Origin of the sequence: Streptomyces sp. NPDC005962 (assembly GCF_040629205.1) — a bacterium.
Lineage (GTDB): Bacteria > Actinomycetota > Actinomycetes > Streptomycetales > Streptomycetaceae > Streptomyces.
In genome coordinates this window covers 260,782-281,940 of sequence record NZ_JBEXVE010000002.1, presented here as the reverse complement: position 1 = coordinate 281,940, position 21,159 = coordinate 260,782, and the positions used below count along the sequence as shown (strand labels likewise).

At 73.1% G+C, this 21,159-nt stretch carries 6 protein-coding genes and 1 pseudogene; 4 read left to right on the top strand and 3 right to left on the bottom strand.

What is annotated here, in order from left to right; all coding sequences use genetic code 11:
- The first annotated feature begins 58 nt into the window (after window positions 1-58).
- On the top strand, window positions 59-1,528 hold the full coding sequence (locus tag ABZ370_RS04945; RefSeq protein ID WP_358616535.1) for an AMP-binding protein: 1,470 nt from the start codon (window positions 59-61) through the stop codon (window positions 1,526-1,528).
- Window positions 1,452-12,545: an amino acid adenylation domain-containing protein gene (locus ABZ370_RS04940; RefSeq protein ID WP_358616533.1), complete on the top strand. Its 11,094-nt coding sequence runs from the start codon at window positions 1,452-1,454 to the stop codon at window positions 12,543-12,545. The genes ABZ370_RS04945 and ABZ370_RS04940 overlap by 77 nt, the downstream gene beginning before the upstream one ends.
- 95 nt (window positions 12,546-12,640) lie before the next feature.
- Here ABZ370_RS04940 and ABZ370_RS04935 read toward each other — a convergent pair whose 3' ends face one another.
- From ABZ370_RS04935 to ABZ370_RS04925, 3 genes and pseudogenes are all read right to left on the bottom strand, one after another.
- Window positions 12,641-13,576, bottom strand: a complete 936-nt coding sequence (locus tag ABZ370_RS04935; protein ID WP_358616530.1) for a serine hydrolase — start codon at window positions 13,574-13,576, stop codon at window positions 12,641-12,643.
- A gap of 105 nt (window positions 13,577-13,681) precedes the next feature.
- Window positions 13,682-14,072: pseudogene (locus ABZ370_RS04930) on the bottom strand (VOC family protein).
- A gap of 142 nt (window positions 14,073-14,214) precedes the next feature.
- Window positions 14,215-16,620, bottom strand: a complete 2,406-nt coding sequence (locus ABZ370_RS04925) for an excinuclease ABC subunit UvrA (protein ID WP_358616527.1) — start codon at window positions 16,618-16,620, stop codon at window positions 14,215-14,217.
- Between the two features lie 398 nt (window positions 16,621-17,018).
- On the opposite strand from ABZ370_RS04925, the gene ABZ370_RS04920 reads away from it, so the two are divergent.
- Both ABZ370_RS04920 and ABZ370_RS04915 read left to right on the top strand, forming a co-directional pair.
- Window positions 17,019-17,882, top strand: coding sequence for a calcium-binding protein (locus ABZ370_RS04920; protein ID WP_358616524.1), 864 nt, complete (start codon window positions 17,019-17,021; stop codon window positions 17,880-17,882).
- 384 nt (window positions 17,883-18,266) lie between these two features.
- The gene (locus ABZ370_RS04915) at window positions 18,267-21,077 is read left to right on the top strand and encodes an AAA family ATPase (protein ID WP_358616521.1); all 2,811 of its coding nucleotides are present in this window, start codon (window positions 18,267-18,269) and stop codon (window positions 21,075-21,077) included.
- The last annotated feature ends 82 nt before the right edge of the window (window positions 21,078-21,159 follow it).

Below are 21,159 nucleotides of genomic sequence, written 5' to 3'. Positions count from 1 at the left end.
CAGGCACTCCCCCTCGCCCCTCCCTCAGGATGGAAGCGAGCGAACGAGGAGAGCCTTGATGTCCGGACCGAATGGCGAGACCACGCTCCTGGGGGTCTTGCTGGACGCCGCCGAGGTGGCTCCCGACCAGGTGATGGTGCATGTGCGGGGCGACGGTACCGAGCGGACCGTCACCCACGCGCAGCTGCGGGACGAAGCGCTGCGCGTCGCGGGCGGTTACGCGGCGGCCGGTGTGGCCCCGGGGAGTTGCGTCCCCCTGCTCGCCGACCGCGGTGACGACTTCCAGGCGATGTTCTGGGGCGCGCTGGCGGCGGGGCTCGTCCCGGTGCCCCTCGCGCCCGATGCGCGGCGGGTGCTGCCGGTGTGGGAACTGCTCGGCCATCCGCCGGTGGCCGTCGACGGGACGACCGCTTCCCTGCTGGCCGAACTCCCCTCCGGCGTACGGCATTTGAGGCTGGAAACGCTACGGCGGGGCCGCCCGCCCGGACGGCTTCCGGTGGCCGCCCCCGATGACGTGGCCTTCCTGCAGTTCTCGTCGGGCAGCACCGGGGCGCCCAAGGGCGTGGAGCTGACCCATGCCTGCGTCCTGGCCAACCTGGAGCAGATCCGCGCCGCCGCGGCCCTCACCACCGACGACGTGGTGGCGAGCTGGATGCCGTACTTCCACGACATGGGGCTCATCGGCACCCATCTGGCCCCGCTCGCCGCGCGCGCCAAGCAGGTGCGGCTGGAGCCGCTGTCGTTCGCCAAACGGCCCGCGCTGTGGCTGGAGACGGCGGCCCGGCACCGGGCCACGCTCCTGTCCGCGGCCAACTTCGCCCTCGCGCTGGCCGCCCGGCGGATTCCCGACGAGGTGTTCGGCCGACTCGACCTGACCGCCGTGCGGCTGGTCCTGGTGGGCGCCGAGCCGATCGCCCCGGCGGTGTGGCGGCGGTTCACCACGAAGGCCCGGGCATCCGGGCTCGACGCCCGCGCCCCGCAACCCGTCTACGGCCTGGCCGAGGCCACCCTTGCCGTCACCTTCCCGCCCCTGGACGAGGTGGCGGCACCCCGCGTCCTGGACCGCGCGGCCCTCAGCCGCGGCCGCGCGGTGGACACCGCCCCGGGCCCGGACGCGGTGGAGCTGATGGACGTCGGCCTGCCGGTGCCGGGCTGCGAGGTGCGCATCACGGACGACGCGGGCCGCGCCCTGGGCGACCGGCGGGTCGGCCACATCCAGGTACGCGGCCCCCAGGTCGCCCGCGGCTACCGCGAGGCCCCCGAGGCGACCGCCGCCACGTTCACCGACGGCTGGCTGCGCACCGGCGACCTGGGGTTCCTGGACGACGGCCGGTTGTGCGTAACCGGCCGCGACAAGGACGTGGTGTTCGTCAGCGGCCGCACCTTCCACGCCCCGGACCTGGAGCACGTGGCGACGGCCCCCCCCCGGCCTGCCGGCCCCGCTGGCCGCGGTGATCGGCTCGACCGACCCGGCCGACGGCACGGAGCGCGTCGTCGTCTTCGTCCAGTGGCCGAGGCCACCTCGTGAAGCGGCGACCGTACTCGCCCAGGTGAGGGCCCGCGTACGCCAGGCCCTGGCCCACGACAACGTACGAGTGCTGCCACTGCCCCCGGCAGCGTTCCCTCGGACGACCAGCGGCAAGCTCCGCCGCCGCACGATGCGCGAGCGCTTCGAGGCCGGGGCGTACGCGACGGTCGAAACCCGATGGTCGGCCACCACGCCAGCCACCACCGGTGCGGCCACTCCGGCGGAAGACGGCCCGGAGCGGGGCGGCCCGGCAGGGCATGGCCCGGCGGCGATTGCCCCGCCCCCGGCCCTCCCCGCCGAGGGCGACTCTGCGAACGGTCGCAGCGCGATGGGCGGCGCCGCGATGGCGGCAGAGGGGTCCGGGGTGGCGGCTTCGTGGCGGGAGGTTGCGGGGGTGGTCAGCGGGGTCTGGGCTCGGGTGTTGGGGCGGCCTGCGCGCAGCATCGGGGTGCACGACCGGTTCCTTGCCATCGGTGGGTCGTCGCTGAAGGCGATGGAGGTGCTGGCCGCGCTGGAGGACACCTTCGGGGTCTCCGTACCGCCGGGCGTGCTGCGCGACCACGACACCGTCGCCGCGCTCACCGAATACCTGGTGGCGGCCCGGAGCGGTGAGCAGCCGGAATCCGGTCGCTCACGTCCGAGCGGGGGCGGCCAGAGCGCGATCGCCGTCGTCTCCATGGCCTGCCGCTTTCCCGGGGCGGACACCCCGGAGGCCTTCTGGGACCGGCTCGTGGCGGGCCACGACGCCGTCGGTCCCGTACCGGCCGACCGGTGGGCCACCCCGCCGGAGGCCACCGCCCGGTGGGGCGCGTTCCTGGCCGATGCGGCCGGTTTCGATGCCGCGTACTTCGGCATCGACGAGCAGGAGGCGAGCGCGACCGACCCGCAGGCCCGGATCTTTCTGGAGCTGGCCCACGAGGCCCTGGAACGCGCCGGATACGCGGGCCCGCGACGGGCGGGCCGACGCGTCGGTGTGTTTGCCGCGACCGGGGAGAGCGGCTACCGCGAGGTGCTGGCCCGGGCCGCCGGGCCGGAGGGCGGGCTGCCGCCCGCCGCGTTGACCGGCAACCTGCCCAACCTCGTCGCCGCCCGGGTGGCGCAGAGCCTGGACCTGACCGGCCCGGCCCTCGCCGTCGACACCGCCTGCTCGTCGGCGCTGGTCGCGCTGCACCTGGCGCGCCGCAGCCTGCAGTCCGGCGAGTGCGATCTCGCCGTCGTCGGCGGGGTCAACCTCGCGCTGACCTCCACCGGCCACCGGCTGTTGGAGCAGGCGGGGGTGCTGTCGCCGACCGGGCGCTGCCGCGCCTTCAGCGCCGCGGCCGACGGTTTCGTCCCCGGCGAGGGCGGCGCGGCGATCGTGCTGGCCCGGCTGGACGACGCGTACCGCGCGGAAGACCCGGTCCTGGCCGTGCTGCGCGGCACCGCCGTGAACAACGACGGGCGCTCGCTGAGTCTGCTGGCCCCCAACGCGCTCACCCAGCGGGAGATCATCGTCCAGGCGTACCGGGACGCGGGTGTCGACCCCGACAGCGTGTCCTACCTCGAGGCGCACGGCACCGGTACGGCCCTCGGTGACCCCGTCGAACTGCGCTCCCTGCGCCAGGCATTCGGGCCACGCGCCGACGGACGGCTCCGCTCGCTGGGCTCGGTGAAGACCAACGTCGGCCATCTGCTCAACGCCGCCGCCATGCCGAGCCTGGTCAAGGTGGTCCTGGCCCTGGGCCACCGGGAGCTGCCCGCCTCCTTGCACCACGATCCGCCAGGTGAAGCGGATGATTTCGCGGTGGTCGGCGAGCATCGCCCATGGACGGCCCCCGGCCCGCTGGTGGCGGGCATCAACGCCTTCGGGTTCGGCGGTACCAACGCACACGCGATCCTCGAGCAGGCGCCACCACGTGCGGACGGCGCGTCGAGCCGCGAGGACGACGGCCCGCATCTGCTGACGCTCTCGGCGCGCGGCGTCGACGCCCTGGAGACCGCGGCCCGTGACCTCGCGGCCCATCTGCGCGCCCACCCGGAGCTGGACGAGGGCGACGTGTGCGCCACCGTCAACACCGCCCGCGACCACGGCCGTCACCGCCTGGCGGTGGTGTCCCGGGGCGACCTGGCCGAACGCCTCGCCGCCCACCCCGCTCCCGCGGTGGCCGCGTTCCGGCCCCGGCTGGTGTTCCTGCTGCCCGGCCAGGGCGCCGTCCGACCGGGGGCAGGCCGTGAGCTGTATCGCCGCGCGCCCGCGTTCCGCCACGCGATGGACGAGGCGTCCGCGCTCATCGGCCCGGTGTGCGGACGCACCCTGACCCGGTGGTGTCTGGACCCCGATGCCACGCCCGCCGATCTGGCCCGTACAGAGGTCGCGCAGCCGCTGCTCGTCGCGTATGGCGTCGCGCTCGCCCGGCAGTTGCGCGGCTGGGGCGTGAGCCCGGACGCGGTGGCCGGGCACAGCGTCGGCGAGATCACCGCCGCCTGCGTGGCCGGGGCGCTCACCCTGGCCGAGGCGGTGCGGTTCGCCGCCGAGCGGGGGCGTCTGATGCGCGATCTGGCCGCCCCCGGCGCCATGGCCGCCGTACGGGGTGGCGAGGACGCCGTCGCCGCGCTGCTGGCCGAATCGGCAGGTGCGCTGTGCGTGGCCGCCGCCAACTCCCCCGATCAGACGGTCATTTCCGGAACCCCGGACGCCATCGACCGGGCCGTGGCGCGGCTGGCCGCCGAGGGGATCACGGCCCGTATCCTCCCGGTCTCCCACGGCTTCCACTCCCCCGCGATGCTCCCGGTGGCCGATCCGCTCGCCGCCGCGGCCGCCACCCTGGCCCCCCGTCCGCCATCGGTCCCCCTGCTGAGCACGCTGACCGCCCGGTGGCAGCCGTCGCCGGACCCGGCGCACTGGCGCGAACACGCCCTGCGGCCCGTGCGCTTCGGCTCCGCCGTGGAGCGTTTGCTGGACGACGGATACGACACGTTCGTCGAGCTGGGGCCCGGCGCCACCCTGCCGGGGCCGGTCCGCTCCGTCGCGGCCGGACGCGACCCGTCGCCCGAGGTGTTCGCGCTCGCGGCTCCCGGGCCGGGCGACGACACCGGGCGGGCACTGCTGACGGCCCTGGGGCGGCTGTGGACGCGCGGGGTGGAGCTGGACCACGCGGCGCTGGGCGCGGGGCGGTCCCGCGTCGCCGTGCCGACGTATCCGTTCCAGCGCCGCCGGTACTGGCCCGAGCCTGCGGCGGCGCCGCTTCTGCACCGCCTCACCTGGTGCGACGCGCCTCCGGCGGCGGCCGGGGACACCCCGCGCGCGGTCCGGCTGGCCGGGCCGGACTCGGAGCTGTCCCGCGCGCTGGCCCACCGCCTGGAGCGGCGCGGAATCGCGGTCCTGAGGGGCGACGCGTCCCCCGCCGAGCCGTCCGCGCCGGTCACCGTGCTGTTCGCCGGACCGGCGGCCGACTGCGCGACCGTGGCGGACCTCGATGCCACGACGCACACCGTGCTGTCCACCGTGTCCACGCTGCGGGATCTGTTCACCCGGATGAGCCAGGACGGCGCGCGTCTGGTGGCGGTCACGGAGGATGTGCACGCCACCGGGGCGGCCGCCGAACGGCTCCGCCCGGCCCAGGCGCTGCTGACCGGCCTGACGCTCGCGTTGCCCGAGGAGTTTTCCGGCCTCACCGCGTACAGCGTCGACGTGTCCTCGTACGACTCCCTGGACGTCCGGCTCGACGAGCTGGAACGGGAGGTGTGCGGGCGCCACGCGCCGTCGGACCGCGGGGCGGTGGCGTGGCGTGCGGGCCACCGCCTGGCCCGTACGACCACACCGGCGGTGGCCGGTCCGCCACCCGCGTCGCCACTGCCGCCACTGCCGCCCGACGGCACCTACCTGATCACCGGCGGTGCGGGCGGAATCGGCGCCGCGCTCGCACGTGACCTGGCCGGACGCGGCCGTCCGACCCTGGTGCTGGTCGGCCGGTCGGCCCGTCCGGCGGACCGTCTGCCGGCCGAACTCGGCGCGCTCGGCGCCACCGCCGAGTACCGCGTGGCGGATGTGTCGGCCGAAGCCGACGTCGAGGCCCTGATGGCCGGACTGCCGCCGCTGGACGGGGTGTTCCATGCGGCGGGAGTAGTGCGCCCCGGCACGCTGCGGACCAAGTCGCCGGAGGAGATGGCCGAGGTCATGGCCGCCAAGGTGCGCGGCAGCCAGCTGCTGTCCCGGGCCCTGTGGCGGCACGGCCACCGCCCGGCGGTGTGCGTGGCGTTCTCCTCGGTCTCCGCCGTGCTGCCGGGGCTGGCGGGCGCCCTCGGTGACTACGCCGCGGCCAACGCCTTCCTCGACGCGTTCGCCACCGCCGAACGGGCCGCCGGGCGGCCGTGGCAGTCGCTGAACTTCGCCGCGTTCACGGACACCGGCCTGGCCGCGCGGGGACCGTCCCGGGCAACCGCCGCTGCCCGGGGCATCGCACCGCTGACCACCGGCACGGGGCTGGCAGCGCTGCACACGGCCTGCGGTATGGACACCGCCCAGCTGGTCGTGGCCGAGTTGGCGACGGAGTCGGCGGCCAGTGTATCGGCCACCGCCACGGCCACGTCACCCGCCGATGTGTCGGCCGCCACTGGGCCTGCCCCTGCCACGTCGGCCGCCGCCGGGCTCACCGTCGCCGAGTCGGCCACCGAAGCGGCGCCCCTCGCCGCGTCACGGACGGACCCGACCGGGCCCGACCAGCCCAGGACCGACGGGGCCAAGGCCGACGCCGCGCCGTCGCCGACGGCAACCGCGACGGGGGCGGGGGAAGGGGCCGCCACATCTGAGGCCAACGCGTCCAACCCCGGCCAGCCCAGCACCGACACATCCAAGACCAACGCCGCACCGTTTCCGACGACAAGCGGAGCAGGGGCCGCAACATCGGCCACCCAGGCAGCTGCCCACGCCACCGCCTGGGCTGACGCGCCGGGGCCCGACCGGCCCAGGACCGGCGAGGCCGAGCTCAACGCCGTGCCGCCGACGACGGCACCCGCAGCGAAGGCCGCCGTGTCCAGGGCCGACGCAACCGAACCCGAACCGTCCGGGACCAACGCAACCCCGCCGCCGACCGCAGCCGGAACCGGGGACGCAGGGCCGTTGTCCGCCCCCGCCGCGCCACACGCGGCCGACGCCGCCTCACCCCGCCTCCTCGCCGATATCCTGCGCCGCCTCCTCGCCGAGGCCCTGCACCGCGCGCCCGCCGATGTCGCCGACGACGAGCCGTTCCTCACCATGGGGCTCGACTCGCTCTCCGCCGTGGACCTCGTCCGGCGGCTGGAGTCGGAGGTGGGGCGGGCGCTGCCGCCCACCCTCTTCTTCGAGTACCGGACGATCCGCGAGCTGGCCGCGCACCTGACGGCCGACCCGGACCGGGTGGGCGCACAGCCGACCGTCCACCCGCCACACCCCACCCACAGCCGCACCGGCACCGGCGCACCGCTTCCGCTCACCCCCGTACAGCTGGCCTTCCACACCGGCAGCAGGCTGCATCCCGAGGTCGCCGCGTACGCATACGTACGCCAGACCGTCAGCGGCGCCGTGGACGGCGAACTGCTCGGCCGGGCGCTCGCGTTCCTCGCCGAGCGGCACCCGATGCTGCGCGTCAGGATCGAGCCCGGCCCCGGCGGTACGGCGCCCACGCAGCGCGTGGCGGCGCCCGAACCGCACACCACCCCCTCCTGGTACGAGGTCCGCGACGCCGACGGCGGCTCGCTGACCGACCTGGAGGGGGCGCTGTGCAACCAGCCCTTCGACCTGACCACCGAGGCACCGGTACGTGCCGTGCTCGTACGCGAACACGCGGACCTGGCCCACCTGCTGCTCGTCCTGCATCACGCCGCCGCCGACGGATTCAGCGTCAACGTCCTCGGCGAGGAGCTGTGGTCGGTCTACACCGCCCTCGCCCACAACCGCTCCCCCGAACTACCGACCCTGCACGCCGATTTCGCCGACTACGCCACCGCCGTCGACGCGGAACGGTCCTCCCCGGAATCCGACGCGGACCGCCGGTACTGGCGCGACCGGCTCGCCGACCGCACCCGCCCCCTGAACCTGCCGTGGGACGGCGACCCCGACACACCTCCCGCCGCACCACTCACCGCACACCAGGTGGCCACCGACCCCCGCCTCACCGCCGCGCTGCGCAACTGCGCCGCCGCCCACGGCGTGTCACTCTTCCACCTGCTGCTGGCCGCCTACGCGCGCTGCCTGGCGCGGTGGAGCGGGCAGCGCGACATCGCGGTCAACGTGGCCCGCGCCCGTCGTGAGCTGCGGCTCGCCGGGCTCGACCGGCTGGTCGGCCCGCTCGCCGACACCCTGCCGCTGCTGGCCACCGTCGCCCCGGACGAACCGGTGCCCGCCCTGGCGCAGCGGCTGCGCGAGGTCTGGCTGGACGCCGAGCGGCACGCGAGGCTGTCCGGCCTCGACATCGCCCGGCTGCTGCCCACCGTGGGGGCGCGGCCGCGCACGGTCTCCCCGGCGGGGTTCAGCTTCGCCCGTTTCCCCGTCACCACGGACCCCGACTGTCCGGTCACGGTACGCCCGGCCGCGGCGCGCACCGCCTCCGCCGCCACGCGCCTGGGACTGCTGTGCTGGGAGAGCGACGGGGCCCTCCACTTCTCCTGGAACTTCCCGGCCCGGCTGTTCACCCCGGCCACCGTGGAGCGCCTGGCCCACGAACACCTCGCGGAACTCACGGAACTCACCGAACGAACCACACCCGCCGAACACAGCGGGATCGTCGAGCGCCTGTGCGCACGGTTCCGGGCGGCCGCCCACCACGTGGCGGTGGACACCGGCGAGGCCACCATGACGTACGCGGCACTCGACGCGGCCTCCGCCACGCTCGCCGCCCGCCTGCGCGCCCACGGCGTCACCCCCGGGGATCTGGTCGGCCTGCTGACCGAGCCGGGCGCCGACACCGTCGTCGGTGTGGTCGGCATCCTGCGGGCCGGAGCCGGGTGGGTGCCGCTGGACGCCACCCATCCCGCCGCGCGCCTGGCCGACCAGCTGCACCGGTCGACGGCCCGGACCGTGGTGTGCCACCCCGCCACCCGCGCCATGGCCGACGCGTTCGACGAGGTGACGGCCGTCGCCATCGACGATCCGTCGCCCGCGCCCACCCGCACCCCGGACCCCGCACCGGCCGATCCCGACGCGATCGCCTACACCATCTTCACCTCGGGCTCCACCGGCCACCCCAAGGCCGTGCCCATCACCCACCGGGCGATGGTGAACTACCTGGACTGGGCCGTGGACACCTTCGGCTACCGGGCGGGCGACCGGCTCGCCCAGACCGCCTCGGTGTGCTTCGACGCGTCCGTACGCCAGCTGCTGGCACCGCTGCTGGTCGGAGCCACCGTGCACACCCTGCCGCGCGACCTCGTCCGCGACCCCGAAGCGCTGCTGGACCGCGTCGTACGGGACCGGATCACCGTATGGAGTTCGGTGCCGACCCTGTGGGAACGGCTGCTGACCGCCGCCGAGACCAGGGTGCGGCGCGGTGCGCCCCGCCCCGATCTGTCGGCGCTGCGCTGGATTCACGTCGGCGGGGAGGCGCTGCCCGCCGCACATGTCCGCCGCTGGTACGACCTGTTCGGGCCCGGCCACCGCATCGCGAACCTGTACGGGCCCACCGAGGCCACCATCAACGCCACCTGCCACGTCATCGACACCCGCCCCGGCGACGACGTACGCCGACTGCCGATCGGCCTCCCCGTCTCCGGCACCGTGGTGGCGGTGGTGGCCGAGGACGGGCGCCACTGCGCCCCGGGCGAGCCCGGTGAACTGCTCATCGGCGGCACGGGGCTGACGCCGGGCTACCTCGGCGACCCCGAGCAGACGGCGGCGGCGTTCACCGAGCGCGACGGCAGGCGCTGGTACCGCAGCGGCGACCGGGTCAGCAGGCGGCCAGGCGGCGTACTGGAGTTCCTCGGCCGTCTCGACGACCAGGTGAAGGTGCGCGGCCACCGGGTCGAACCGGGCGAGATCGAGGCGGTGCTGCACACCCACCCCGCCGTCGCGCAGGCCGCCGTACTCCACCGGCACGGCCGCCTGACCGCCTTCGTGGAACCCCTGCCGGGCGGGCCGCGCCCCGAACCGGCACAGCTCCGTGCCCATCTGCGCGGCACACTGCCGGACTACATGCTCCCGGCCCGTTTCCGGTACCTCGATACGCTGCCCCTCACCGGCACCGGCAAGGTGGACCGCCGGCACCTCGACACATCGGCGCCGGACACGGACACCGGAGCAGCAAGCCTCAAAGCCCCACCCGCCACACCCACCGAAGACACCCTGGCCCACATCTGGTCCGAGGTGCTGGGCGTGACGCAGGTCGGCCGCGACGACGACTTCTTCGCGCTCGGCGGCGACTCCCTCCTCATCCTGGAGGTGTTCGCCCGGCTGGAGAAGACGTACGACGAAGCACGGCGGAACACCACCCTGCCCAGGCCGACAGTCATCTACGAACACAGCACGCTCGCCGCGCTGGCCACCGCGGTCGACGAGACGCCCGCCACGGACCAGGTGCCCACCGCCCCCGCCGGGGCGGACGCCACGCCGTACCCCCTCACCCCCACCCAACGCGGGTTCCTGGTCGCCGAGGCCATCGCGCCCGGGTCCGGCTCGGCGTGGCTAGCCCGGCTGCGGCTGCGCGGCCCGCTGCGGGCCGAACTCTTCCAGCGCGCGGTCGACGCCCTCGTCGTCCGCCACCCCATGCTGCGCACCGTCTTCCCCTCGGGCGCCCGCCCGCCGGTCCAGCAGGAGCTGCCGCCCGCGCTGCGGCTCCCGGTGGACTTCGAGACCCTGACGTCCCCCGGACAACTCGACGAACGGGTCGCCGACGAACGCCGTCGCCGGTTCGAACCGTGGGCCTGGCCACTTCTGCGCCTGCGGGTGCTGACGCTCGCCCCCGACGAACACACGCTCGTCGTCCACGCCCACCACCTCATCGGCGACGGCTACAGCGCGGCCCTGTTCGGCCGGGAACTGCTCGACGTCTACGGCCGGCTCGGCCGCGGCGAACAGCCCGCACCACCCCCGCTGCGCAGCACCTTCCGCGACTACGTGACCCTGCTCGGGCAGTCGGCCCCGGACCCGGACCCGGCGGTAAGCACCTGGCGGGCCCGCCACGACGCTCCGTACGAGCGGCCCACGCTGCGCCGCGGCACCGGGGACACGACCGAGGTCGCGGGGTTCACCCTCGACGCCGAGGTGACGGCCGGGCTGCGCCAACTCGCCGCCACCGTTCGCGCCACGCCGTACGCCCCCGTCCTGACCGCCTACTACCGGGCCCTGGCGGATCTCACCGCCCAACGGGACCTCGTCCTCGGGCTCGCGGTCACCGGACGCGACCACACGCTGCCCGACATCAATCGGCTGTTCGGCCCGCTGGCCGCCGCCGTGCCGTTGCGCCCGGCCATGGCGGAAGAGGACCAAAGCACCACACCCGCCACGGCCTTCCGCGACGATCTGCGCCGGATCGCCAAAGAAGCGGCCACCGCGCGGGCGTACGGCACCGGTGGCGAGCCGTCCGGCGAGAGCCATGGCCACAGTCACGGCCTGCCACGCGCCACCCAGTTCCTCTTCAGCTACCTCGACTTCTCCGCCCTCGGGCCGTCCACCGGCGCGTCCCTCACCCTCGACTGGGATCACCACGACACGGAACTCGCCCCGCCCCCGGTGGGAACCGATGTGTTCCTGGCCGTCCGGCCGGTCGGCGACGGCCTGCGCGTCACCCTGCGGGCCTCGGCCGCGGCTCTCGACGCGACGGCCACGGAGGCGTTCGCCCGTGCGCTGCGGGACGAGCTGACCCGGGCCGTCGCGCCGCGCCCGCGCCGTACCAAGCGCTCTTCCGGGACGGACGCCGCGCTCGTCGGCTACCTCCCGGCGCCCGGACACCTGGCGGCGCTCGCCGGGGTACCGGCCCCGGAGCTGCCCCGGGAACACCTGCGGAACCTGCTCTTCCCGGACGGCGGCCCCCGTCTGCTGGAAGAGATCAGTACGCCGCTGGGCCGCTCGGCGTTCGTATCGCTGCCCCTGTTCGCCGACGAACTGGCGCCGGGGAACGGGCTCATCGGCCACACCGCCCGCGCCGTCGGCCACGCCGCCTCCCTCGGTGCGCGCTGTGTCTCCCTGGCCGGGATGATCCCCGCGTACACCGGCTACGGATTCGAGGTGGTACGCGCCACCGCACGCGTCAACGCACCCGCCACCGCACACCCCATCGGCGGGGACACGACCGTCACCACCGGCCACGCGGCCACCGCGGTGTCCGTGGTCAAGACCGTCCATGCCGCACTCGCGGCGGACGGAGCGGCAGGACACGACATCGGGGACCTCACCGTCGCCATGGTCGGGCTCGGCTCGATCGGCACGTCGTCCCTCAACCTGCTGCTCGGCAACGCCCCGCGGCCACCCGCCCGCCTGGTGCTGTGCGACCTCGCGGGCAGCGCGCCGCGTCTGCGCGCGCTCGCCGCGGAGCTGCGCGGAAGCGGTCTCGCCGGGCCGGTGGAGACGGCCGAGTCCGCCCCGGCCGTGCCCGATGTGGTGTACGAGGCCGACCTGATCGTCACGGCCGTCAGCGGTGGTACGACCGTCCTCGACGTCGACCGGCTGCGCGCCGGAACCGTCGTGGTCGACGACTCGTTCCCGCACTGTTTCGACACCGCACGCGCCCTCGACCGGATGCGTCGGCGGCGCGATGTGCTCATGGTCGGGGGCGGGTTGCTCGCGGTCGGCGACACCCTGCGGCACATCGCCGACGGTCTGCCACCGGCAGCCGCCTCCGGCTATGCGGCACAGTCGTGGCTGCCGGGCACGGTCGCCTCCTGTCGGCTCGAATCCCTGCTGCACACCGCCGTGCCGGGCCTGCCGCTGGTCCACGGGCTGGTCGACGCCTCCCACGCCCACGCCTACTGGGAGGCGGTCGAGGCGGCCGGGGTGAGCGCGGCGCCGCTCCATCTGCTCGGCCACACCCTCGACGCGTCGGCGGCGGATCGACGTACGGGCTCGGCCTGAAACGCCGGTGCCCCGGCCGGGAAACAACCCGGCCGGGGCACCATGCTCCTGCTCTTGCTCCTACCTCTTGCTCCTGTTTCGGGAGGCTGTACGGGTCAGTCCCGCTGAGCGTCCGCCGGGAGCTTGCGCAACTTCATGTCGGTGTCGGCGTCATACGCGAAGTCGAGCATCTTCTGCGCGTCCGGGTAACGGTCCGCGGCGTCGTTGAGGATGACTCCCACGACCGTGCGGCCATCGCGCTTGGCGGCGAACACCAGGCAGGGACCGGCGGGGGTGGTGGTCCCCGTCTTGACCCCGATCGCACCCTTGTACGAGCCCAGGAGGCGGTTGGTGTTGTCCCAGGAGTAGTACCGGGTACGGCCGTTGGCCGCCGGTGCCTCCTGTTTGGTGGACACCGACTTGACGACCGTCTCGAAGCTGGAGTGCTCCATCGCCCGCTGCGTCAGCTCCGCCACCTCACGGGGCGTCGAGTAGTTGTCGCTGCTCGCCGAGACACCGTCGAAGGAGTCGTAGTGGGTGTTGGTGAGCCCCAGGTCCTTCGCCTTGGCGTTCATCTTGGAGACGAACGACTTGGTGCGGTCGGCCACGGTGTCGCCGGTGCCGAACGTGTCGGCCAGTGCCATCGCCGCGTCACAGCCCGACGGGAGCATCATCCCGTACAGCAGCTGGTTGACGGTCAGCTTGTCACCGGTCTGCAGGTCCGCCGTGCTGGCTTCCGATTTGGTGACGTAGTCCCGGTAGTCCTGCTTGACGGTGACCTGCTTGGTGAGGTCCACGTTCTTGGTCTCGAGTACCACGAGCGCGGCCATGATCTTCGTAGTGCTCGCTATCGGACGCTTGGTGTCGGCGTCCTTGGCCATCAGCTCCTCGTCGGAGCCGGTGTCGAGCAGGTACGCGCCCTTGGCGCTGACCTCCGGTGGTTCGGTCGAGGCCTGAGCCACCGCCACCGGGACCACGATCGCCACGGCCACCGTGGACGCGACTGCCGCCACTTTCCAGCGACGGGTCACGGTTCCACGACGTTTATGCATTCGCCCTCCGTTTCAGTTGAAGATCGATTCAGCGGGCGCATCGTCTCACTGTGTGCAGGAGGAACGCACTGCGGGGCCCCTCTACACCATCAGGGGTGTGCACGATCAGGGGTGGCGGCCCGCGAGGACGCAGAACTCGTTGCCCTCCGGGTCGGCCAGCGTGACCCAGCTTTCGTCGCCCGTCTGACCGACATCGGCGTGCCGGGCGCCCAGGTCGAGCAGGCGGCCGACCTCTTCGTCCCGCTCCCTGTCGGTCGGGCTGACGTCGAGGTGGAGCCGGTTCTTGGCGGTCTTGCCCTCGGGCACGCGCGCGAAGGTCAACGTCGGCGGCACCGGCCCCGGGACGGTTCCTGCCCTCGGGCACCGCGGGGGAGCCGATGGTGACGAGCCCGTCCTCCTCGTCCCGCACCTCGTAGTCGAGGACCACGCACCAGAATCGGGCGAGACCCTGAGGATCGGCGCAGTCGATCGCAAGCTCGGTGAACTTACTGGCCATGTCCAGGATCTCCCAGTCAAGTAACGGATGTTCGGATCGGTATGGACCACCTACCCCGCCGGAGCAGCCGTCTACGCCGGGGTAGGTGGGGCCCTACGGCCGGGGTGGCGCGCTGGTGTCCCGTACCACCAGCTTCGGGTCTTCAGCCGCCGACGTAGGCCGCCAAGTGTTCGCCGGTGAGGGTGGGGCGGGCGGCGACGAGGTCGGCGGGGGTGCCCTCGAAGACGATCCGGCCGCCGTCGTGGCCCGCGCCGGGGCCGAGGTCGACGATCCAGTCGGCATGCGCCATCACCGCCTGGTGGTGCTCGATGACGATGACCGACTTGCCCGCGTCGACGAGCCGGTCGAGCAGGCCGAGCAGATGCTCGACATCGGCGAGGTGGAGACCGGTGGTCGGCTCGTCGAGGACGTAGACACCGCCCTTCTCCGCCATGTGCGTGGCCAGCTTGAGCCGCTGCCGCTCACCGCCGGACAGCGTGGTGAGCGGCTGGCCCAGGCTGAGGTAGCCGAGCCCGACGTCGGCGAGGCGGCCGAGGACGCGGTGCGCGGCCGGGGTACGTGCCTCACCGGCCCCGAAGAACTCCTCGGCCTCGGCCACCGGCATCGCGAGCACCTCGCTGATGTCGCGGCCGCCGAGCCGGTGGTCCAGCACCGACGCCTGGAACCGCTTCCCGTCGCACTCCTCGCAGGTGGTGGAGACACCGGCCATCATCGCCAGATCGGTGAAGATGACACCGGCGCCGTTGCAGTGGGGGCAGGCGCCCTCGGAGTTGGCGCTGAACAGCGCCGGTTTCACACCATTGGCCTTGGCGAACGCCTTGCGGATCGGTTCGAGCAGACCGGTGTACGTGGCCGGGTTGCTGCGCCGGGAGCCGCGGATGGCGCTCTGGTCGATCGCCACCACACCCGCGTCGGCGGCCTGCGCGCTGCCCACCAGTGAGCCGTGCAGGAGCGAGCTCTTGCCGGAGCCCGCCACGCCGGTGACGGCGACCAGCACGCCGAGCGGGATGTCGACGTCGACGTCGCGCAGGTTGTGCGCGCTCGCGCCACGGATCGGCAGGGTGCCGGTGGGCTTGCGCACCGTCTCCTTGAGGGCGGCCCGGTCGTCGAAGTGGCGGCCGGTGACCGTGCCACCGGTCCGCAGCCCCTCGACGGTGCCCTCGAAGCAGACACTGCCGCCCGCCGTCCCCGCACCGGGACCGAGGTCGACGACATGGTCGGCGATGGCGATCGTCTCGGGCTTGTGCTCCACGACGAGCACCGTGTTGCCCTTGTCCCGCAGCCGCAGCAGCAGGTTGTTCATGCGCTGGATGTCATGGGGGTGCAGCCCGATGGTGGGCTCGTCGAAGACATAGGTGACGTCGGTGAGCGAAGAGCCGAGGTGGCGGATCATCTTGACGCGCTGCGCCTCGCCGCCCGACAGCGTGCCCGAGGGCCGGTCGAGCGAGAGATAGCCGAGGCCGATCTCGGCGAACGATTCGAGGGTGTGCCGCAGCGCGGCGAGCAGCGGCGCCACCGACGGCTCGGCCAGCTCGCCGACCCAGGCGGCCAGGTCGCTGATCTGCATCGCGCAGGCGTCGGCGATGTTGATTCCGCCGATGCGGGACGACCGGGCCCCCTCGTTCAGCCGGGTGCCGTCGCAGTCGGGGCAGGTGGTAAAGGTGACCGCCCGGTCCACGAACGCCCGGATGTGCGGCTGCATCGCCTCCCGGTCCTTGGACAGGAACGACTTCTGGATCTTCGGGATCAGCCCCTCGTAGGTGAGGTTGACGCCGTTGACCTTGACCTTGGTCGGCTCGCGGTAGAGGAAGTCCTGCATCTCCTTCTTGGTGAACCTGCGGATCGGTTTATCCGGGTCGAGGAAGCCGGACTGGGCGTAGATCCCCACGGTCCATACATTGTCCGACTTCCAGCCGGGGATGGTGAACGCGCCCTCGGTGATCGACTTGGAGTCGTCGTAGAGCTGGGTGAGATCGATGTCGGAGACCGTGCCCCGGCCCTCGCAGCGCGGGCACATGCCGCCGGTGCGGCTGAAGGTCGTCCTCACGGCCTTGCTGTTGCCGCGTTCGACCGTGATCGCGCCGCTCGCCCGGACCGAGGGGACGTTGAAGGCGAACGCGCCGGGCGGGCCGATGTACGGCTGCCCGAGCCGGCTGAAGAGGATGCGCAGCATCGCGTGGACGTCGGTGACGGTGCCGACCGTGGAGCGGGGGTCGGAACCCAGCCGCTGCTGGTCGACGATGATCGCGGTGGTCAGCCCGTCGAGTACGTCGACCTCGGGCCGGGCGAGCGTGGGCATGAAGCCCTGGACGAAGGTGCTGTAGGTCTCGTTGATCATCCGCTGCGATTCCGCGGCGATCGTGTGGAACACCAGCGAGCTCTTGCCCGAGCCGGAGACACCGGTGAACACCGTCAGGCGGCGCTTGGGGATCTCGATGCTGACGTCCTTGAGGTTGTTCTCGCGGGCGCCGTGCACACGGATCAGATCATGGCTGTCGGCGATATGCGGGGCAGGCGGCCGCGGGTCCGTCCCTCGGGTCATGCTCATCGTGTCTCCATCCATGGGGCGGGCCGCCTTCGCGGGCTCCGTCGGCGTCGCCCGACCCGGCCTGACCGGCCTGACCGGCTTCGAGTAGTATGTCTCGCTTCTTACACGTCGGTGCGGCCGGGGCAGTCGGGGCGGCCGGGGCAGTCGGGGCAAGAGGCGGCCATGACGCGCTGGAGCCACGCTAGCTTCGGCCCGGCCGCCGCGCTTCTCCATCTCTGACCGGTCCGGGAATCCGCCTCGGGGGTTGCCCTCCGGTGCTCTCCGGGAGAACGCGGGGAAGCGCCGGGGTGACATGTTCGCGCAGGGCAACCGAGGTGGCCGTTCCAGCGCAACCCCCTCCCCCGGCGCCCTGTCTTAGCGGGCGATCATCCACCCGTTCCCTGAAGGGGCACTTCCGCATGGCTCAGCACAGAATCCTCGCCTCCGCCGCCACCGCCGCCACCGCGCTCATCGCCTTAGGCGGAGCCGTGCTCTGGGCGCCCGCCGCCCAGGCGGACACCGCCGCCGCGGCGGCCCAGACCACCCTGACCCACGACGACGGTGTGCTCTCGTACAAGGCCGCCGCCGGGCAGCAAAACAACGTGACAGTCTCCACGGAGAACATCGACGTCGACCCCTCCGAGTTCGGCGGCGACTTCCTCATCACCTTCCGCGACCAGGCCGGCATGGCCATCGACCCGTCCGCCGGGCAGTGGGACGCCTGTAAGTACCCCTCGGCGGCCGATCACACCGTCGTGCGGTGCGTCATCGCCGAGCCGCTAGGCTCCGACGACTCGACCACCTTCGAGCTCTTCCTCGGCGACGGCGACGACACCGCGACGGTCGACGGCAAGGCCGGTACGATCGCCGCGCTCCGCGGCGGCGAGGGCGACGACGTCCTCAAGGGCACCGGGCAGAACCAATTCATGGGCGAGGGCGGCGACGACCGCGTCGACGGCGGCAACGGCATGGGCGTCCGCGGCGGCGACGGCGACGACACCATCACCGGCGCCTGCGAGTACGAGTGCCGCGGCGACGCCGGGAACGACACCCTCACCGGAACCGGCGACGCCGACAACCTGTACGGCGACGACGGCGACGACATCCTGCGCGCCGGGGCCGACAACGACTTCGTATACGGCGGCAAGGGCAACGACACGCTGTACGGCGAAGACGGCAACGACACCATGTACGGCAACAGCGGCGACGACACGCTGTACGGCGGCAAGGGCACGGACACGCTCTCCGGCGGCGCGGGCCGGAACAAGGTGTACCAGGACTGACGGCCGAGCCGTCACCGAAGACCGCGGCGGACCCCGCCGCGGTCTTCGCCGTGTTCAGGACTATGACTTCTGGTCTCGGTGCGTGACAGGTGTCTACAACAAAATACCCTGTTTCTCTACTGCTTTGGCATTTCCATGATCCGAGCGCGCGACACGCAGGGAATTCATCACTCCGCAACGACCTGACCGGGCCTTCTTCCAGGAAACCGCGGGTTCCCAGGACTAAGATTCCCCTAGGAACACGGCCAAGGGGTGTTCAGCGGCGTCACGCCGAATATCCTACCGCCCGGATAGTAGTCGAATGAAGGTCGTGAACTTCCAGCATTGACGGGTCCGTTCCGTTTCCGGCCTTGCTGGAAAGCGGAACCGGCTTCGTGATCAAAGATGCCGACAGGGGGAAGCTCAGCAGTGTTGGTGGAGCGAAGAAAATTACTGGAACAGCTCGATGATCTCCTGACACAGTCCGCGCGAGGCCGGGGGGCCATCGCCGCGGTCAGCGGTTCGACGGCGATGGGCAAGACCACCGTGCTCAACGCACTGGCCGAACGGGCCACCGCGGCGGGGGCCACGGTGCTCGGTGTGGTGAGTTCGCCCCACGAGCGCGAGGTCCCGTACAGCGCGCTCGCCCAGCTCTTCCACGCGCTCGACGCGCGTTCCGTACCGCCGGTGGCCGGGGACGACTCCCTGGCCGCCGCACAGCACACGTACCAGGTCATCGCCGCCCTGGCGGCCCGGTGTCCGCTGCTCATCACGGTGGACGACATCCAGCACACCGACACGGCCAGCCTCTCCTGCCTGCGCTACGTGGCGCAGCGCCTGACCCGGCTCCCCGTGGCGCTGGTGTTCACGCGCGGGGTCACCGTCGAGGAGCAGCCGTCGCGCATCCTGCACGACCTGCTGTACCGGACGAGCGTGCGCCGTTTCCACCTGGGGCCGCTCTCGCGGGCGGGCATCAGGGAGCTGGCACCCGCCCCTGCCCCATCCGCCTCGGCTGGTTCGGCTCTGCCATCGGACCGGTTCTTCGCCGAGATCCACACCCTGAGCGGTGGCAATCCGCTGCTCGCCCAGGCGCTCATCGAGGAGCACCGGCTGCGCGCCGCGCCCGAATCCGGGGCGGGACCGGCCTCGTCGGAGTGCGAGGGGGCCGGGCCGCTGCCCGAGGGAGGGGTGCCGATCGGGCCCCTCTTCCATCAGGCGGTCCTCGCGTATCTGCACCGGATCGGCCCGCGCGCGGTCCTGCTGGCCCGGTGTGTCGCGCTGTTGGACGAGGCGGCCACGCCCCTGCTGCTGAGCCGGTTGAGCGGCATCGACACGGAGCTGCTGAAGCGCTACCTCCGGTTGCTCACCGGCATCGGTGTGCTCAGCGGTGCGCGGCTGCGGCACGCGGGCGTACGGCAGGCGGTCCTCGGCGAGATGCCCCACGAGGAGGCGACGGCGCTGCGGTATCGCGCCGCCCGCCTGCTGTACGACAGCGGCGCGCCGCCCCAGGCGGTCGCCGTGCAGCTGCTCGGCGCCGGTCCGCTGCACGAGGACTGGGCGCTGGGCGTGTTGCGGGAGGCCGCCTGCCAGGCCCTGGACGACGGTGATGTCCAGCGGGGCATCCGGTGCCTGGAGCTGGCCCGTGAGTGCTGCTCGGACGAGGGGCAGCGGCTGTCGGTGAAGTCGCAATATGCCTGTGGCCAGTGGCAGTTGCGGCCCGCCGACTCGGCCCCGCACTTCCTCGCGCTCAAGGCGCCCATCCTCGAAGGCAAGCTGGCGGGGCACGACGCGCTGTGGGTCGCGGAGGGCATGCTGTTCCACTTGAACTTCGACGAGGCGCTACTGGCCGTCGAGTATCTCAACGACGGGGACGAGGAGATGGCAACCGCGCTGCACGGCACGCGGATGCTCATGGCCTCGGAGGTCCCCGGGCTGCTCGACCGGCTGAGCCGTCCGCTGCCGGCCACCGCCGCCCCGGCCATGTCCCACTCCGAGCTGCGGGCCCGGCACGCCCTCGCCCTGGTCCTGGAGCGGGGGGCCGACGAATACGCCCTCGCCCTGGCCGAGCAGGTGTTCCGCAGCAGCCAGAACGCGGTGACGTCGCAGCTCAGCAGCTTACCGAAGGCGCTGCTCGCGCTCTGCTACGCGGATCAGCTCGACGCCGCGGCCAAGTGGCACGACCAGCTGGCGGGCGACGCGGGGCGCCATGACGCCCCGGCCTGGCGGGCGCAGATCGCCTGCGTCGGCGCCCTGGTGGCGCTGCGGCGCGGGCGGCTGGCCGACGCCGTGCGCCAGGCGGAGGCGGCGTACGCCCGGCTGTCCGGGCCGAGGTGGAACGTCAGCAGTGCGCTGGCGCTGGCCATACTGATCGAGGCGCACACCGCGATGGGCGACCACCAGGCCGCGGCCGGGTATCTGGCGCCGGAGCCGCCGCCGGAGCTGTTCTTCACCCGCGCGGGGCTGCACTATCTGTACGCGCGCGGCCGCCACCATCTCGCCACCGGCAAGACGTATCTGGCACTGTCCGACTTCCAGGGGTGCGGCAGCCTGATGCGCCGCTGGAACATCGACACGCCCGCCCTGGCGCCCTGGCGGCTGGGCGAGGCGGAGGCGTGGCTGCGGCTGGGCGACCGGGAGCGGGCGGCCCGGCTCGTCGAGAAGCAGCTCGCGCGGCCGGACACCGGGCTCAGCCGGTCGCGCGGGATGGCCCTGCACGGTCTGGCCCTGGTCCAGGCCACCGCCCAGCAACCCCCCATCCTGCGGGACGCGTTCCGCCTGCTGGAGGGCAGTGGCGCACGGTACGAGGCGGCCGCGGTGCTGGCCGATCTGAGCCGTGCGTACCAGCAGCTGGGGGACAAGCGGGCCCGGCCGACGGCGCGGCGGGCGTGGCGGCTCGCCAAGAGCTGCCAGGCGGAACCCCTGTGCCAGGAGCTGCTTCCGACGTCCGCGCCACGGAGCATCGGCACGGGGGGAAGCGCGGAATCCCTCGGTGGCGACCGTGCCGACCAGGGCGGTTTCGGCGGACTCAGCGAATCCGAACGGCGCGTCGCCATGCTGGCCGCCCAGGGGTACGCCAACCGCGAGATCGCCGACAAGCTGTTCATCACGGTGAGCACCGTGGAACAGCATCTGACCCGCGTCTACCGCAAGATGGGCATCAGAAACCGCGAGCAGCTGCTGCAGGGGGCCCACGCCGTCAGCTACGAGTCCGCCTGACCGCGCCTGACCCCGCCTGGCCCGTTGTGCCTCCGCGAGGGGGCGTCGTCCGCCTGTCCCGTTTCCTTCCGGGGCAGGCGGA

What these genes read in the sequence shown, in the direction of transcription:
- ABZ370_RS04915 (WP_358616521.1), top strand. Translation starts at nt 18,267, where the DNA reads ATGCCGACAGGGGGAAGCTCAGCAGTGTTGGTGGAGCGAAGAAAATTA.
- ABZ370_RS04920 (WP_358616524.1), top strand. Translation starts at nt 17,019, where the DNA reads ATGGCTCAGCACAGAATCCTCGCCTCCGCCGCCACCGCCGCCACCGCG.
- ABZ370_RS04935 (WP_358616530.1), bottom strand. Translation starts at nt 13,576, where the DNA reads ATGCATAAACGTCGTGGAACCGTGACCCGTCGCTGGAAAGTGGCGGCA.
- ABZ370_RS04925 (WP_358616527.1), bottom strand. Translation starts at nt 16,620, where the DNA reads ATGAGCATGACCCGAGGGACGGACCCGCGGCCGCCTGCCCCGCATATC.
- ABZ370_RS04945 (WP_358616535.1), top strand. Translation starts at nt 59, where the DNA reads ATGTCCGGACCGAATGGCGAGACCACGCTCCTGGGGGTCTTGCTGGAC.